Here is a 14,496-nt window from a genome sequence, read left to right as displayed (position 1 = left end):
TACCTATAAAATATTTAAGGCGTGTGTTATCTAAACATTTCTAGTCCCCCTCCTTAAATAACATGTCCTTTACTATTTACTTGATCAATTCCATCATTAATCTTATTTTTCAGCAGCTCATGAAACTTATTTTCTTCCTTCTTTAAATGCTCCTCAAGGAAAGCAGAGATATACTTATTAATAGTGGAATGCTTGTGTTCTATCCCATCTTCGTTGTAATGTATCGGGATATCGCTAAAAGTCATATGATGAGCACCGTTTAATTTAATAAATGGACTATTCAGATCACTCGAGTTAAACAAAGACTCATACCCAGTCAGCAACAAAGGCAATAGGTCTGGAGAGATTTCATTTTCCAGTTCTTCAAACGAGCATTTCTCTTGCCGAGCTACCAATAACGGAACAGATACTCCCTCTTCCTTATTCGTGGTCATTAAATGGAAACTAGGATCTAATAGAATGCTAGCCTTAATTCTCTTTTCTCTTTTAAGCAATTCATAAGCAGCAGCCCCACCTAATGAATGACCAATGATCCCCATTTCATTCACATCGACTATGGCCCTAAGATCCTTATCTGAATCCAAGACCTTATCTACGTTTTTCATAACCAAACTCATATCTTCTACTCTAAGCTTCAATAATTGTTTCCAAGAATGAATATCTAAGCTGTCTATTTCAGATATCACATTGGATTGCTGGACAAAACGTCTGTCAGGAAAAATGGAAAATATAGATTCATGAGTGGCTCCTATAGTAATGACAACAAATCCGCACCCCACTAAATGTTCTACACAAAAGGAATACATATCTCTAACTACACCAAAAGCCGGGGCTACAAAAATAATGGGACAGTTTTTAGCCGTAATATCAACACTCTCATCATTATGTATTTTTGTATCCAGATTACAAATATAATCCTTATCCACTCCCATACTAGAGAGCATACCAACAGCGGAAGAGATATTAGGTTCAAATAACGAAATATACTTCGACTCATGCTCCACTGGATTGGAAGGATAGTATATACTAATGAGCACTTCTCTGGTTTCCTTACTTATCGGATCAATACGTGATTCTTCCTTTAAAACAAAAACCTTTCTTCCAACAGTCATCGCTTTCACCCTTATACTATTTTTTCGTCACTACAACGCATGTAGATTGAATTGAATATACGCTGCCTCCAAAACTTATCGATTTCCGAGGTTGCGTATTACGTTTGTGAATCCATGCCCTCACCAGTTTATTCTTCAAAGAAACGGCAACGATGCTTTTAAGCGGCGAGGGCAGCTTAATATTTTCACCTTATGCTTCTGGATAAAGGTCTGTTGATAAATATCGTTCCCCTGTATCCGGGAATAGTACAACTATACTTTTATTTTTATTCTCTGGCCTTTTTGCCATTTGCACTGCTGCATATGCAGCAGCACCAGACGAAATACCGACTAATAATCCTTCGGATTTAGCTAAAAAACGAGCTGTTTCAAATGCATCTTCATTTCTCACCTGTACGATCTCATCAACTACAGATCTATTAAAATTGTCGGGAACAAAACCGGCACCAATTCCTTGAATGGTATGCACTCCTTTAGTTCCTCCAGAAAGCACCGGGGAATCCGAAGGCTCTACAGCTATAATTTCCACATTTTCTTTTCTTTGTTTAAGTGCTTCGCCAACTCCTGATATGGTTCCGCCTGTACCAACACCACCAATAAAAATGTCCACTTTGCCTTCGGTATCTCTCCAAATCTCCTCTGCGGTTGTTACCTTATGCACTTGTGGATTTGCTGGATTTTTAAACTGTTGAGGTATAAATGAATTAGGGATTGTAGCCGCAATTTCTTCAGCCTTTTTAATGGCTCCAGACATTCCTTCTGTGGCAGGTGTAAGAACTAGTTCTGCTCCCAGAGCGATCAACAGCTTCCTACGTTCTACACTGAAACTCTCAGGTAGTGTTATGATTAATCTGTATCCTAATGCTGCAGCTGCAAAAGCAAGTCCTACACCTGTATTTCCGCTCGTCGGTTCTATTATCACTGAATTTTGGTTAATTAACCCCTTCTCTTCAGCATCTTTAATCATTCCATATCCGATTCTATCTTTTACACTACCTGCTGGATTAAAGTATTCCAATTTAGCAATGATCTTCGCCTCGACTTGATACTTTCTCGCAAAATTAGAAAGCTCCAATAGCGGTGTATTTCCAATCAGATCTGTGAGATTCTTTGCGATATTAGTCATGATCATACCTCCAAAATACATTTCCAACTAAATTAGTTGGTTTTAATATCACGTTATCATGTATGGTAAAATAATACAACTATTGAACTTCTATTTTACGACATAGGAAAGCAAAAGCTATTAGATTGAGCGTGAATCTTTGTTATAAAGTCCCCCTCTAAAAATCTGTTATGAGCTCGTCATGGCACACTTCACCATTTTCATGGAATCCAAAGCTCTCATATACCTTTTTGGCAGCCAAGTTATCAGGACTATATGGAATCCAACAATAACTTGCAGTTCCAGCTGGGAAAGTTCGAATAAACTCCAATATTTTCTTTAATGCTTCCCGGCCATAGCCCATGCTTTGGTGCTGCTTGTCAATCATCAGTCGCAAAATACAATAGCTATTGTCAGCAATCACAGGAAGATCATAACCCGTGATTCCGTAAGTTATCATTACAAAACCTACAGGCTGCTCATCTGCGTAAATGGCAAGTGGAAACGGTGAGCCGCCATTGGTTGCAAGAATATAACACGATGCAACACTTGAAAGGTTTGATGCAACATATTGTCGCTGTTCTTCTGAAACTTCCAGGTTAAATATAGAACGTCGGTTATCCAGTGTTATTTTTCTGAGCGTTATCATGCAGACTCTCTCCTCACCAAACATCATAGATTTAAGCGGTTTCAAGATAATACCTAGATACTCTGTTTGATCTTCTTTCTCATATACAAAGCTATTTCTTCGTTTTGGCTATGATTATTTGAATATAGTGATACATCAATTCCTTCAATTTGATAACCACATTGCATGTAAAAATGAATGGCTGGAACGTTCGTATTCTGAGTTTCTAACGTGATCGCTCTGAAGCCTTGTTCCTGGGCAATCTCATTCACTTTATTGATCAACAATCTTCCATATCCTTTTCTTATGTATTTTTCATTAACCTGAAGATGCCATATCATCAGCGTATTATTCCAAGCTTGTGGTTCACAAATTGCGAGCGCTATGATTTTCCCATCTATATATATTGCATAAGAAAATCCCAGTTGTATGATTTCTTCATATCGTTCCAAATCATCTGTACTGTTCAATTCTTCTTTTTCGTAGATGTCATCCAGATTTATTAACGTTAAATGCATACTAAAGGAACATTGTGTCTCCTGTTTGGTAAGCTCATATTTTTGAGTGGATTTATAACCAAAGCTTCCAAGTTGAAGCCAATCTTCATTGGATAGATTCTCTATTTTTTTGATCTCCATTACTTCACCTCGACATTAAAATACTTCGCGACTTGCTTATAACGTTGTTTCATTCTTGCTTATATCTCTTCTTTCGACCTTAATTTCCATATTCCTGCATCCTTACTTATTGTTTCCTATCCACAAAATTATGGACTGTCAAAGAAAATAATATTAATCCCGACAGGACAAACCTGGCGGGATTTCGTTTGAATAGATATCGAAAGACGTTTTTAGTTAATACGTAGCAACCACATGCTTCATCTCTTCACTTGCCATAAAGTCAGAACGATTCACGTAATACAAATCATAAATTTGTTCCGTATTGTTTATCAACTTATACACTTCGTGGTATATATCAGTGGCTAATTTGACATAAGGCAATTTCCCAACCGCTTTCTTGGATCGAATGTTTTGTTTTCGAATTTTAAGAAAGACTGTTTCAATTTCACGTTGAAGAAACAACTCAGCGAAAAAGGCTTCCTTTGCTCGTTGATTGTAACCTTTTCCGAAATAAGGGGCTCCAATCCATGTCGCAAGAAAACCTGTCTTATGTTCCATGTGATATAAATCAATGGTTCCGATGGGATGTCCCAGCTCATTAAGGATCGTTCTGGAAATACATGTGTTTTGCTCTTCTTCATCAATCACCTGTTTAGTTGCAAATAAATATTCCTCATAAGATCGGCACTTATGACGAACGTATGGAAAAACAGCGGGGTCCACCATCAAATCATACAGTGAGTGGCATTCGTGCAAGTCTCGTTTTTTCAACATTTAAACGACCACCTAGTCCTTTTAGTTCGCTGAGTCAAACAAACTAAGTATATAAAAGGACGTGTGGAATTTAATGAATTCTATATTGCTTTTATGTAAAATTCATCATAGAAATGTTTTCCAGATTACTTGACTGAACGTAACGAATATCGCCTGTTTACTGTGTGATTTTTGGAATCATTGACCCATCGAAACAACCTCACTATCATCGGTTTAGCTGGTCCACTCATCTTCGCTAACATCATTTCATGCCCATGGATAAATTTTTTGGTTCAAGGAAACATTAATCATACTACTTATCCTTGGGAGTGATGTTATGCTGTACCTTATCAGCTTTGTGCTCATGTTTGCTGGCTTAGCCTGTATCAACATTATTTTTTCATATCAAAGCAAGCATATTGACACTCAGTTCTGGTCCACATTTAAATTCCATCTTTGGATGCTGCCTTTATTTCTAGCCGCTAATCTGAGCGTAGGATACGGCGTCAAGTTTGGAATGAAAGCTGTCAGTCAACTGGGCTATGTCCTGGTCATTGCCAAATGCATAGAAGTGCTCATCTCCATATGGATGGGATACTGGTTCATGAAGGAAGTTCCTTCTTGGAAAACGTGGATTGGACTTGTGGTCATCATCATCGGTGTTGTACTGGTTAAGCAGAAGTAGGAGTAAGTTAAAATGCTTTTTAAAAAACGAATCGATATACAATTTCATCATCATATACTTCTCCGGTCTCTGAAAAACCCATTTTATCATAAAGCTTCCTGGCAACTTCATTCTCTGCACATACCGTTAAATTCAAACACTTGCTATGGACATAGTTCTCTTTTATATAGCTAATTACTGCATCTATCGCTGCTCTTCCATATCCTTTACCTTGATAGCTTACATCGATCATAAAACCATTCAACCAATAGGACCAAGCTGTTGTTTCATCGACTGTGATCATGACAAAACCAACTAAGCTATCCTCCGTGTTATATATGCAAAATGGCATATACTTGTACTCATCCCCATCTGGAAGAATGTGCACCTTCGCTAGGGACTCGGCTACTGATGGAACATAATGATTTTGATTGGCTTGAACTTGTAAGTTTAATGCATCTTTCCAGTTCTCTCTTGTAGTAGGTATTAATCTGATCACAATAATATCACTCGTTCCGTTTCTTTTTTTGATTAACTCCAATCACCGAAATGCTTCTCAAGGAACCTTACTTCCTTCTCATAATGAGCCAAATGACCCTCTTCAATCATTTTGATAAAAGCTGTTTCTCCAGACACCGCCCGATCAGATAGTGTGGTACACATGAAATGAATTCGAGAAATCACCCATTCCTTCAGATCTGTCGGCACATCCATACCATAAGCGTTAAAAAATAACGCTATACGTCTTTTCCGCTCAGATGCATGATCCTGTTTATTATATGGACCAACTTCTCTTTCATCTTTACCCGGTGAAAAACCTGCTAATGGGACAGAGGTATACAAGCTGTAAACAATATCCCATAGACGCGGACCAGGCCCTGCCATGTCAAAATCAATGATTCCTACAGGAAGCCGATCTTTAAACACAACGTTATACAATGCAAAATCGTTATGGCAGACTACTTCTTCCTTTGAAGATACCTTTGGGCAGTTATTTAAAGAAACCGTAGATGAAACAAAATCCATTGTAGCATCATGATAGCTTTTTAAAAGCCTCGCTACTTTGTCTAAGGTCTCATCAGACCACATATAACTTTCAATCTCAGGATAGTCATTTCCCGAAACCACACCATTCAGGTAAGAAAGGATTTCTCTGTCCTGCTCATCTACTCCCAAATATCTAGGGGAATGCGCATAGCCCACCTTTTCAAGGTGCTTAAGCAATTCATATACATACGGATTCGGTATAGCGTCACGACGAACTGTGCTACCTACTTTTACAACCTTATTCACATTGCCTCCGTTTAGGGCTTCTTCGTACTCAGGCAAAATGAACCCCTCCTAAGATCTGTTTTGTGTGTACCTATTTGTTTTATCCTTTCTGGGATTCCCAGGGAATCCAGCAATCAATAACACAAATCCGACGAAAAATAAGAAATATACGAGAAAACCCGTGAAACCATTATCACTTGCTGGGATTATCTCGCGTGTTTTCCCACCTGAAGCGTATCCCGCTTCCACTATGGCTGTAGATATTCTCACGGAAATTCTATCTAAGGTTGAAATAAAAATACTGCTAATCATGAGAACCGCACCCAGGATTTTATTGGTATTGTTCATGAGCTGCCTCCTAATTCAAATTGATTCTTATCTTTCAGTCCATGCTGTTCGGATATATCCCAATTTCATGCCAACATGCTCCATATTTCGATGGCTTTGAGATAAAAATGAACATTGCCCTACCACCAGATTACATTCCTTATTCAAGGCTTCCGTTATTCTTCTATTCAAAAGTTGCTGATGTACACCCTGATTTCTAAACTCAGGTAATGTTGCTGCAAAGGTTAAGGATGCCTTTTGATTTTTAATAAACAGAACACTTACCGCTGCAGGGATGTCATTGACATATGCGATGTAAAATTTCCAACCTGGACGGTGATAAAGAACCTTATTATTCTGGGCGACGTAAGGGATACCGTCATCCGACAAACCGGTCCCCCTGCAATGAATGGTCGCGTATAGCTCGAATTGATCCTCTTCAAGTTCTTGAATTTGGATATGATCTGAGTGATTCTTTTTTTCTTCTGGTTTGATGATCAGAGATGAATGAAATCCCGACGCATACATGCCTAAGTCGGTTAAACGTTTCAAGAAGTTCTGATCCACCACAGATGGAATAACTTCGAACTGAACCTTCCGATCAAGCTGTCTATAAAAATCAATGATAGCATCCAGGTGTCCCAGATCATTATTTGTTAAGCCCTTCACCGTATTAAACGTGGGCCATGGCATGGTCTTACTGTAGAAACAGACGGCATTTCCAAACTGCTGAATCTCAATTCCTTCTGGATTTTTGTCCCGACTCTGTATAGCAAGCATGCGATCTGTCATATAATCGATTTCAGAGAGTTCAATTTCTTTAATTAAATCTATGGATGGAATCAGTCGATTCATGTCTTTACCTCCAAATAAAAGTACGGGAACTCCATTTTAATTCCCATCAAAATAATTCATTACATGGCCTATACTTTACAATGGTAAGATGCTCCCACTCCTTATACAGTTGCTCTTTAGAGAGTATCTTCCACGGGTTGAATATCGTTTGCCCATCTTTATTGAAGTATAGTTCTTCTCCCAGATGATATGCTGCATGTTGAATGATCCCATTCTCATCTGTCCATAGGACAACGTCCCCGTGATGTAGTTCGTCAGTTAATAACTCCTCGTGATCATACTGTTTTAATTTCTCTAGAAACGTTTTTTGATGTACCCATTCATAGATAAACCACTCCTGTTTCCCTTTGGAGATTGCAAACAAAACTGCTGCGAGGCAATTTGCACCTTGGGAACTTGCAAACGAATTGGCATATGGTTTTAGAAAATCAGGTAGCGACTCAGGCGGCTTCTCACATTCCCCTTTATCCCACCATTCGTAAACCAATGTCGTAAGTATCTGTTCTTTGCATGATTTGTTCAGCTTTTCCCACATGTAGCGCTGAAGGATAACGTCCCCATCAATCACATACCTTGCAGGTATTTCCGCCAAATCATGTACAAATGTAACAGGGAAAACAAGCCCTCTTCCACTTTGCACTTGTGCATTTAATAAAAATCGTTTCTGTTCTTCAGGAATGGTTTCTATCCATTCTTTATCCGCAATGATTACATAATCAACGTTCTTAATATTCCAGTACTCATAACCATTCACATAATTCACTTGCCTATAAGTGCTGTGGTTATAGAACTCCTCTTTTGGCATTAATAGTACATCGGTAAAGTCAAATTCATAATCAAGATGTTCTTTTGATAGGAAAAACAAATCTTTTTCCGGTACATAACAATCCATCCATGAAAGTAAAACTTTTTTACCCGGTTTAATTATCATTATGTATTCCTCCGCGTTGGGTTTGAATTTTATATTTCCACTTTATTTCTCACTACTCCGTAGTAAATCAGATCCTCATACCGGTCTTCTTTCTTGACATGATCCACCAGTACTCCTTCTTTTATCATGCCAATCTTCTGTATAACTTGTCCGGATGCCGGGTTAGAAGCAAAGTGTCGCGCATATACCTTATGATATTTTTTCACATCAAAAGCGAAGTCTAACATGGCTTTAGCTGCTTCCGTTGCATAACCTTTTCCCCAAAACGGCTGACCTACCCAATAAGATAACTCCCCGTTATCGTAACGTTGTTGATTAGATAATGCTATTGCCCCGTATAAATCACCTGTTTCCCTATCACAAATAGCAAATTCATATAATTTATCCGCATTAAAATTTTCGTTATGTTGCTCTATCCAAGACACTGCACAATCTAATGTATATGGGTAGGGTAATGTGAGTGTGCTCTTATAAATGTTGTAGTCATTACATAGTCTGGTAACGGTTTCAGCATCTGATTTCGTAAATAATCTTAACAGCAGCCTTTCTGTGGTCATCGTTGTAGTGAGATCGTTGTACACCATACTATCCCCGCCTTTTACATGAAAATGGATCATTGCACCTTCAAAATGACCGATTTCTGTTTATTTCAATTTCATTTTATATACGACTTCACCATCCTGATTTTCCAATTCCTGATCAATAAATCCTATCTTCTCATATAAGGCTCTTGCATGTGCATTATTTTTTTCTACGGTTAGTGAGATGATTTGACATTGTGGATGCTTTTCCTGAATACTTTCCAGTATCATATAAAGTAATTGACTTCCTAATCCTTTTCCTTGATAGTCCTTATCTATTTGAAATCCTCCAATTCAATAAGCATCCCACGGCTTCACGTAGGCATATGCTAAAGATTCAATGACCGTCGGTACAAGATTGACTTGCGTTTCAAGTAATGATATCGCGATCGCCTCTTCCCAATTCGTTTTATCGATTGGTTCTATAGTAATTGGGTTCATTCAAATATCCCTTTCGTTTGCCGAATTATATTTCGTTGGAGTAGATTATTGACTTACTTGAATCCATATTGTTTAGCTATGATTCAAGATACCTTCATCCATATGTTATTCAGAGAACTCAACTAAAATGGGATGAGTGCTCTCATCCAATGCTTTGTGAATTCTCTCCTTGAAATTCCCCCAGGTTATCATTTCATTGGCTTGTTCTAATGTAAAGAAACCAACCTCATCACTTTCAATACTTGTAGTTAGAGTTCCTCCAATCGGTTTTCCAGTGAATATATTGTTACATACTCCCCGCGTAGTATTCTGATATAGGCCACAAAACTTAATAAGTTCAATATCAATGCCAGTCTCTTCCTTCACCTCTCGAATAGCAGCTTGTGTGATGGTCTCGCCTTCTTCCACACAGCCTTGAGGCATTTCCCAGCCTCTCCGTCCCTTCATAAGTAAGATTTCATCGTTCTCATTAAGGACAATCACACTTGCAGACACAATAAATTTCATTTAAAGCCCCCCTTTTTATGTTCTAGATTCAATGCTTCCGAGTAAAAGTAATAAGCTCCTTTAATCTAAAGGTCCTCTGCAATTCGATTAGCAATAATAAAGTGCAATCCGTGAACCACAGTTCTTAACTCCCATCTCTACGGACCGTTCCAAATGAAATCTTCATGCTGGCTGCATAAGTCAACCAAGATTCATTAACAAATACTTTGGAAAATGTTAATTCCGCTTCATACTGCGCCTTTGCTTCATTTTGCGTTAAGCCCCGAGTTGATAATCGTTTGGTTACCTCTACTGAATCGCCAGGATCCTGTCCTATACCATCTTCTTTAATTGAGTGATAGAGAATGTTTTTTTGGGTAGAGTCCATGTTTTGATCTAGAAAGTTGACCTTATCACTCATTCTACATTCCACATTCGTTAATCCCAATTGACTCATTAATATAGGTAATCGCATTCCAATATTTCCATCTTTACCTGTACGTATATGATCTTGTTCAAATAATCTCTGTAAAACGCCTAGTTTAATGATTTCACTTTGTTCAACGCCCTCCACATGATAGTTCGCCATACTCCCAATCCAATGAGGTTCAAAACAGATGATTCTTCCACCCTCCAGTACACTTTCAATCATCTTTTGGAGTATTTTCACAGAGTCATCCATATGTAATAAAAAAGCATGACTCAATGCAATGTCATACTTCCTCTTCAATACAACGTCTTCTATATCCCAAGTAATAAACTCTGTTTCATAGGGAAGTTGGGAGAAGATCGTCTTAGCTTCATTGATTAATGTTTCACCCTTATCTACTCCAGTGTAGGTTGACCCTTTTGGTAACAAAGGCAGCAGTTTAAGACCCAAATAACCAAACCCACACCCATAATCGATAACGCTTACAGGTTTATCTATCTTCCAAACAAAATGCACTAAAAATTGAAGGTAATCGTCATTATAGTAAAGCCATCTCGTATTTTTAAGGTATTCAATTTTATTATCCCAATAATATTCAGACATTCGATTATGCTCCTTATAGTTTCTTTTGTAGCAATACTTCTTCCGTTCTGGCATAGTTTGATTTTTCGTATGTCTTTATAGCCCTTTCATTACTTTGGCCTGTCAGAATTTTTACACTGGTAACACCTCGTGCTTTGAGTTCCTCCTCTATAAAAGCAATTAGTAACGTAGCTAATCCTCTTCTCCGGGCAACTTCGGTAATATACATTTCTGTGATTTCTCCCTGGAGTGCACGATAACAAAAAGATTTAAAATATTGAGCACAAGCGAATCCAACTGCCTGATCGTCAATCACAGCTAGAGCAATCAACTCATTAGATAAAGCAAGGCTATCTATTACTTCTTCTACGGATGTACCTATGCCATTAAAAGCATCATTGAGCTTAAGAAGGTCCTCTGCATCATTTTCGTTCGCCCAACGTATATGAATGTTCTCTTCTTTCATCACGTGACCTCCAATAATAACAGTGTACAGAAATTAATGATCCGGATAGGTTTCTTTCAAGAACTTGATGGATTGGTTGATCAACGCTTGTAATACATCTAAATTGATATCTGCAACTTTATTGACGTATACACATGCTTTTCCTGTCGTATGTTTTCCAAAGTCCTTTAATAGATTCTCTCGTTCTGCATCACCTGTAGCAAAATACAAACTGATTTTTGCTTTTCGAGGAGAAAAGCCCACCAGTGGTGCATCTCCTTCATGACCAGATTCATATTTATAATGATAGGAGCCGAATCCAATAATACTCGGTCCCCACATCTTTGCTTTATACCCTGTTGTTTCAGTGAAAATATCCAATAGTTGATACGCGTCTTCACGCTTTTTGGGATTCTCAACACTTTCAATAAATTCAATGACACTGTTGTCTGTTTCTTTTGTTTTAAGTTTATACATTGATAAAATCCCCCTTCATGTCTTCCGTAGCTTTAACGCAGGAAAAAGACTTAATATCAGACCAACAATCAGAAACAATATCCATTGTGCGTAACTAATGATTAGAATCAGTTCCCAAAAGCTTGCCGGCCCGGAGTTTGGTTCATCACTGTAGGGATAGTCAAAAATAGCTGGTATTACTCCAAGGGCTATAAAAATTATCCCGATGATCAAAGAAAGAAAATAAACAGCTCTCTTCAATGTCATCACGCCCTCAAATAATCAGGAAGTCTTATCATGAAGCGTTCACTATTTCTATTAAATTGATATTGTTCATATAATTCATGTGCATCCAATGTTCCGAGTAACCCCATTAAATCTTTAAAGCGATCCGATTGTGTAATCACTTCAATTAGTTTCTTACCAAGTCCTTGGCCCCTATATTCCTCATGAATAAAAACATCACAAAGCCAATACATTGTCGCATCATCTGTGACAACCCTTGCAAAACCAACTTGAATTTCTTCCTTATAAATCCCAAAACATACTGAAGAATGTATGGACTTCTCAATTTTTTCATCGGATCTCTTATTGGCCCAATAGCTTCTAGCTAAGAAACCCTTTACCGCATGGATATCCATAAGTTCTTTGTTTTCACTGATAAGATATTCTCCATATATAAAATCCATCAATCCCAGCTCCTCTCAAAATCCTTGATGATTCAAGTAATACTTAATTCCAGCACGATCAACATCAGAAAAATCTAATGGATTCTCCATTAATAAATCTCAACTGCTCATCAGTTTCAATGTTTTGACCTTTTTTTGATAACCTAAGTCATTCGTTTTTCATAAATCACAATTGTCATCTTGTCGTTAATTTGTTTCGTATCTCCCTTCTGTCTATATCCTAATTTCTCATAAAGGTAACAATTCCTCTGCTCTTCTGAGATTGTAGCCAACTCCCATATTCTCGCATCGCTATACCTATCTTCAATTATTGAAAATACTTTTTGTGCAATCCCTCTCCCTTGGTAGTCGGGTAAAATAAATACAGGGCTTACTCGATAGATTTTATTCTCCTTTTTTACTACTCTAATGGCCCCCACAGGAATATTTGCTTCTCTTATTAGGTAATAATCTGTATAGCTTTGATTTATTCGATCTTCTATTTGTTCTACCGTTTGATTTGCTGGGCTTGTTTCATAGTCTTTATATTTATTTAATAGAGGCATGAATGCTTTTATTTGCATTTCGTGAATGATTGAAGCTTCTTTAAGTCCTGCTTTGGATAATGAGATTTCCATTTCATATCATCCTCCGTTATTAAAGCTAATTTAATGTTTTGCTTCTATGTTAGTTCCCAACATTACACGTATAATATGCGGTTTCGTTCTTCTTGAATGCATTCTAAATCTCTAACTTCATTTGTATAGTTATTATTTTTTGTTCATCTAAATTCGTTATTCGCATATCAATGGGTTTAAATCCATGCTTGTGATAAAATGCTAGTCCTCTTGAATTCGTGCTATGACATGATAATAATAAGTGTTTAACTTTAAAAATCGATTTCGCCTTCATTATCATCGTTTTCAACAAGTAATTAGCAGCACCTTTTCCTCTAAATCCTTGGATACAATAACGTTGTCTAACCAACATACTTCTTTCTTTATTTCTAGAGTTACGACTGTCGATTTTTTTTAAAGCGTTTGCATTTTTTCTCATTAGATCTTCGATTTCACGAGACATCCCTTATTCTTCATCAATATAATTTAAAACGTTATTTAAATACTTCTCTATAGGTTGTGACGAATCAACACGCAAACATTGAATATCATTAGGTCTCTTACTTTCATTAACATTATTTTTAAACTCTTCTTCAGATGTATCCGAAATCTGACTTATCATCCGTTCTCGATGTTGTAATCTTTTACTTATTTCCTGATAGTCATTCAGGTAACATTCAACGTACTTATATTTAGCATTATACTTCTTACTTAATGATGAACCTCTTTCAATCATCTCAGGATAAAAGCATGGACTATCGAATATTACGTCATAGCCTTGGGAGAGATAAAACTCTATCAGGGCCCAATCGATATTATATGAAGTCATACCTAGAACTTTTAATTCTAAATTACTATTCCCAATGGATTTTAATATGGAAGACTTTGAGATATCATGATCAATAATTATGGCACCCGTTATTTTAGCTATCCGTCTTGAAAGAGTTGACTTACCAGAACCAGGAAATCCCGCCATTTGAAGAAAAAACATCTATGAAACCACCTTTCCCTTGGAGATTTCCAATTCATATTTAACTTGCGTTTTACTATGCCCTTCTATGGTTTCGATCATTTCTTCTATTTCTTTAAATCCACTTTTCTCATAAAATGCTCTTCCTATATAATTCTCTTTCCCTACCCAGGCAAACAGTTTATTTATTGGCTTTAAAACTTGAGTGAATCTCCAAATGAACTCTTTACCTATCCCCATTTTGTGATTTTCAGGTCGTATATAGATTCTTAGCAATTCGTATTCTTCTTCATTCACTTGTCTTGTTTGAGCATATCCAACGACTTCGCCATTATATTCAGCTATTAAAAAACTCCGTTTGGCACTTTGAAGATCTCTCTCGACAGATCGACTTAAATTCTCATCTGAATATGCTCTACTTAGAAAATTTTGTATGTAGCCTTCGGAGTATATGCCTTTATAAGTATAATTCCATGTTTCTTGAGCTATGGATTGAATGTGTGGGATATCCTCATTTGAAACAAATCTGATTGTAATCATCTGGTTATCCTTC

23 protein-coding genes are annotated in these 14,496 nt (G+C 37.2%); 1 reads left to right on the top strand and 22 read right to left on the bottom strand.

What is annotated here, in order from left to right; genetic code table 11:
* Nucleotides 1–53: 53 nt before the first annotated feature.
* From BLV50_RS02350 to BLV50_RS02330, 5 genes are all read right to left on the bottom strand, one after another.
* Nucleotides 54–1,112, bottom strand: a complete 1,059-nt coding sequence (locus BLV50_RS02350; protein WP_090805583.1) for an alpha/beta hydrolase — start codon at nucleotides 1,110–1,112, stop codon at nucleotides 54–56.
* A 190-nt stretch (nucleotides 1,113–1,302) separates the two neighbouring features.
* Nucleotides 1,303–2,238, bottom strand: a complete 936-nt coding sequence (cysK, locus tag BLV50_RS02345) for a cysteine synthase A (RefSeq protein WP_090805581.1) — start codon at nucleotides 2,236–2,238, stop codon at nucleotides 1,303–1,305.
* 157 nt (nucleotides 2,239–2,395) lie between these two features.
* Entirely contained in the window at nucleotides 2,396–2,866 is a 471-nt protein-coding gene (locus tag BLV50_RS02340; RefSeq protein ID WP_090805578.1) for a GNAT family N-acetyltransferase, read from the bottom strand.
* Nucleotides 2,867–2,919: 53 nt separating this feature from the next.
* Nucleotides 2,920–3,483, bottom strand: coding sequence for a GNAT family N-acetyltransferase (locus tag BLV50_RS02335; RefSeq protein ID WP_090805576.1), 564 nt, complete (start codon nucleotides 3,481–3,483; stop codon nucleotides 2,920–2,922).
* Nucleotides 3,484–3,699: 216 nt separating this feature from the next.
* Nucleotides 3,700–4,239, bottom strand: a complete 540-nt coding sequence (locus BLV50_RS02330; protein ID WP_090805573.1) for a GNAT family N-acetyltransferase — start codon at nucleotides 4,237–4,239, stop codon at nucleotides 3,700–3,702.
* A 343-nt stretch (nucleotides 4,240–4,582) separates the two neighbouring features.
* Here BLV50_RS02330 and BLV50_RS02325 point away from each other — a divergent pair, with 343 nt between their 5' ends.
* A complete protein-coding gene (locus tag BLV50_RS02325) occupies nucleotides 4,583–4,903 on the top strand; it encodes a hypothetical protein (protein ID WP_306291800.1) in 321 nt (106 codons plus the stop codon).
* 19 nt (nucleotides 4,904–4,922) lie between these two features.
* On the opposite strand, the gene BLV50_RS02320 is transcribed toward BLV50_RS02325, so the two are convergent.
* The 17 genes from BLV50_RS02320 to BLV50_RS02240 form a co-directional block, all read right to left on the bottom strand.
* Nucleotides 4,923–5,423, bottom strand: a complete 501-nt coding sequence (locus tag BLV50_RS02320; RefSeq protein WP_256337831.1) for a GNAT family N-acetyltransferase — start codon at nucleotides 5,421–5,423, stop codon at nucleotides 4,923–4,925.
* Entirely contained in the window at nucleotides 5,414–6,211 is a 798-nt protein-coding gene (locus BLV50_RS02315; protein ID WP_090805571.1) for an aminoglycoside phosphotransferase family protein, read from the bottom strand. Before BLV50_RS02315 ends, BLV50_RS02320 begins: the two co-directional genes overlap by 10 nt.
* A gap of 12 nt (nucleotides 6,212–6,223) precedes the next feature.
* A complete protein-coding gene (locus BLV50_RS02310; RefSeq protein WP_063563283.1) occupies nucleotides 6,224–6,502 on the bottom strand; it encodes a hypothetical protein in 279 nt (92 codons plus the stop codon).
* Nucleotides 6,503–6,529: 27 nt separating this feature from the next.
* The gene (locus BLV50_RS02305) at nucleotides 6,530–7,336 is read right to left on the bottom strand and encodes an N-acetyltransferase (protein ID WP_090805568.1); all 807 of its coding nucleotides are present in this window, start codon (nucleotides 7,334–7,336) and stop codon (nucleotides 6,530–6,532) included.
* Between the two features lie 46 nt (nucleotides 7,337–7,382).
* Nucleotides 7,383–8,267 carry a hypothetical protein gene (locus tag BLV50_RS02300; RefSeq protein ID WP_090805565.1) on the bottom strand — a complete coding sequence of 295 codons (885 nt, stop codon included), beginning with the start codon at nucleotides 8,265–8,267 and terminating at the stop codon, nucleotides 7,383–7,385.
* A gap of 29 nt (nucleotides 8,268–8,296) precedes the next feature.
* Nucleotides 8,297–8,851 carry a GNAT family N-acetyltransferase gene (locus BLV50_RS02295; RefSeq protein WP_090805562.1) on the bottom strand — a complete coding sequence of 185 codons (555 nt, stop codon included), beginning with the start codon at nucleotides 8,849–8,851 and terminating at the stop codon, nucleotides 8,297–8,299.
* A gap of 60 nt (nucleotides 8,852–8,911) precedes the next feature.
* Entirely contained in the window at nucleotides 8,912–9,142 is a 231-nt protein-coding gene (locus tag BLV50_RS33270; RefSeq protein WP_305367658.1) for a GNAT family N-acetyltransferase, read from the bottom strand.
* Entirely contained in the window at nucleotides 9,143–9,289 is a 147-nt protein-coding gene (locus BLV50_RS33265; RefSeq protein WP_256337830.1) for a hypothetical protein, read from the bottom strand. It abuts the gene before it with no gap.
* 105 nt (nucleotides 9,290–9,394) lie between these two features.
* Entirely contained in the window at nucleotides 9,395–9,796 is a 402-nt protein-coding gene (locus BLV50_RS02285) for an NUDIX hydrolase (RefSeq protein WP_062324469.1), read from the bottom strand.
* A 124-nt stretch (nucleotides 9,797–9,920) separates the two neighbouring features.
* Nucleotides 9,921–10,808: a class I SAM-dependent methyltransferase gene (locus BLV50_RS02280; protein WP_090805559.1), complete on the bottom strand. Its 888-nt coding sequence runs from the start codon at nucleotides 10,806–10,808 to the stop codon at nucleotides 9,921–9,923.
* Between the two features lie 13 nt (nucleotides 10,809–10,821).
* A complete protein-coding gene (locus tag BLV50_RS02275) occupies nucleotides 10,822–11,253 on the bottom strand; it encodes a GNAT family N-acetyltransferase (protein ID WP_090805557.1) in 432 nt (143 codons plus the stop codon).
* Nucleotides 11,254–11,286: 33 nt separating this feature from the next.
* Entirely contained in the window at nucleotides 11,287–11,709 is a 423-nt protein-coding gene (locus BLV50_RS02270; protein WP_090805553.1) for a DUF1801 domain-containing protein, read from the bottom strand.
* 245 nt (nucleotides 11,710–11,954) lie between these two features.
* Nucleotides 11,955–12,377, bottom strand: coding sequence for a GNAT family N-acetyltransferase (locus tag BLV50_RS02260; protein WP_079694609.1), 423 nt, complete (start codon nucleotides 12,375–12,377; stop codon nucleotides 11,955–11,957).
* Between the two features lie 143 nt (nucleotides 12,378–12,520).
* The gene (locus BLV50_RS02255) at nucleotides 12,521–12,994 is read right to left on the bottom strand and encodes a GNAT family N-acetyltransferase (RefSeq protein WP_090805548.1); all 474 of its coding nucleotides are present in this window, start codon (nucleotides 12,992–12,994) and stop codon (nucleotides 12,521–12,523) included.
* 103 nt (nucleotides 12,995–13,097) lie between these two features.
* A complete protein-coding gene (locus BLV50_RS02250; protein WP_090805546.1) occupies nucleotides 13,098–13,436 on the bottom strand; it encodes a GNAT family N-acetyltransferase in 339 nt (112 codons plus the stop codon).
* A gap of 3 nt (nucleotides 13,437–13,439) precedes the next feature.
* Nucleotides 13,440–13,964 (bottom strand): P-loop nucleotide/nucleoside kinase family protein, encoded by a 525-nt coding sequence (locus BLV50_RS02245; RefSeq protein ID WP_090805543.1) that lies wholly within the window; start codon nucleotides 13,962–13,964, stop codon nucleotides 13,440–13,442.
* Nucleotides 13,965–14,483: a GNAT family N-acetyltransferase gene (locus BLV50_RS02240; RefSeq protein ID WP_090805540.1), complete on the bottom strand. Its 519-nt coding sequence runs from the start codon at nucleotides 14,481–14,483 to the stop codon at nucleotides 13,965–13,967.
* Nucleotides 14,484–14,496 lie beyond the last annotated feature (13 nt).

Origin of the sequence: Paenibacillus sp. 276b (assembly GCF_900107875.1) — a bacterium.
Lineage (GTDB): Bacteria > Bacillota > Bacilli > Paenibacillales > Paenibacillaceae > Paenibacillus > Paenibacillus marchantiae.
This window is presented reverse-complemented; position numbering and strand designations above follow the sequence as displayed.

Excerpts from the sequence above, each read along its gene's own strand:
- BLV50_RS02350 (WP_090805583.1), bottom strand. The coding sequence starts at position 1,112 with ATGACTGTTGGAAGAAAGGTTTTTGTTTTAAAGGAAGAATCACGTATT.
- cysK (WP_090805581.1), bottom strand. The coding sequence starts at position 2,238 with ATGACTAATATCGCAAAGAATCTCACAGATCTGATTGGAAATACACCG.
- BLV50_RS02340 (WP_090805578.1), bottom strand. The coding sequence starts at position 2,866 with ATGATAACGCTCAGAAAAATAACACTGGATAACCGACGTTCTATATTT.
- BLV50_RS02335 (WP_090805576.1), bottom strand. The coding sequence starts at position 3,483 with ATGGAGATCAAAAAAATAGAGAATCTATCCAATGAAGATTGGCTTCAA.
- BLV50_RS02330 (WP_090805573.1), bottom strand. The coding sequence starts at position 4,239 with ATGTTGAAAAAACGAGACTTGCACGAATGCCACTCACTGTATGATTTG.
- BLV50_RS02325 (WP_306291800.1), top strand. The coding sequence starts at position 4,583 with ATGTTTGCTGGCTTAGCCTGTATCAACATTATTTTTTCATATCAAAGC.
- BLV50_RS02310 (WP_063563283.1), bottom strand. The coding sequence starts at position 6,502 with ATGAACAATACCAATAAAATCCTGGGTGCGGTTCTCATGATTAGCAGT.
- BLV50_RS02305 (WP_090805568.1), bottom strand. The coding sequence starts at position 7,336 with ATGAATCGACTGATTCCATCCATAGATTTAATTAAAGAAATTGAACTC.
- BLV50_RS02300 (WP_090805565.1), bottom strand. The coding sequence starts at position 8,267 with ATGATAATTAAACCGGGTAAAAAAGTTTTACTTTCATGGATGGATTGT.
- BLV50_RS02295 (WP_090805562.1), bottom strand. The coding sequence starts at position 8,851 with ATGGTGTACAACGATCTCACTACAACGATGACCACAGAAAGGCTGCTG.
- BLV50_RS33265 (WP_256337830.1), bottom strand. The coding sequence starts at position 9,289 with ATGAACCCAATTACTATAGAACCAATCGATAAAACGAATTGGGAAGAG.
- BLV50_RS02285 (WP_062324469.1), bottom strand. The coding sequence starts at position 9,796 with ATGAAATTTATTGTGTCTGCAAGTGTGATTGTCCTTAATGAGAACGAT.
- BLV50_RS02280 (WP_090805559.1), bottom strand. The coding sequence starts at position 10,808 with ATGTCTGAATATTATTGGGATAATAAAATTGAATACCTTAAAAATACG.
- BLV50_RS02275 (WP_090805557.1), bottom strand. The coding sequence starts at position 11,253 with ATGAAAGAAGAGAACATTCATATACGTTGGGCGAACGAAAATGATGCA.
- BLV50_RS02270 (WP_090805553.1), bottom strand. The coding sequence starts at position 11,709 with ATGTATAAACTTAAAACAAAAGAAACAGACAACAGTGTCATTGAATTT.
- BLV50_RS02260 (WP_079694609.1), bottom strand. The coding sequence starts at position 12,377 with ATGGATTTTATATATGGAGAATATCTTATCAGTGAAAACAAAGAACTT.
- BLV50_RS02255 (WP_090805548.1), bottom strand. The coding sequence starts at position 12,994 with ATGGAAATCTCATTATCCAAAGCAGGACTTAAAGAAGCTTCAATCATT.
- BLV50_RS02250 (WP_090805546.1), bottom strand. The coding sequence starts at position 13,436 with ATGTCTCGTGAAATCGAAGATCTAATGAGAAAAAATGCAAACGCTTTA.
- BLV50_RS02245 (WP_090805543.1), bottom strand. The coding sequence starts at position 13,964 with ATGTTTTTTCTTCAAATGGCGGGATTTCCTGGTTCTGGTAAGTCAACT.
- BLV50_RS02240 (WP_090805540.1), bottom strand. The coding sequence starts at position 14,483 with ATGATTACAATCAGATTTGTTTCAAATGAGGATATCCCACACATTCAA.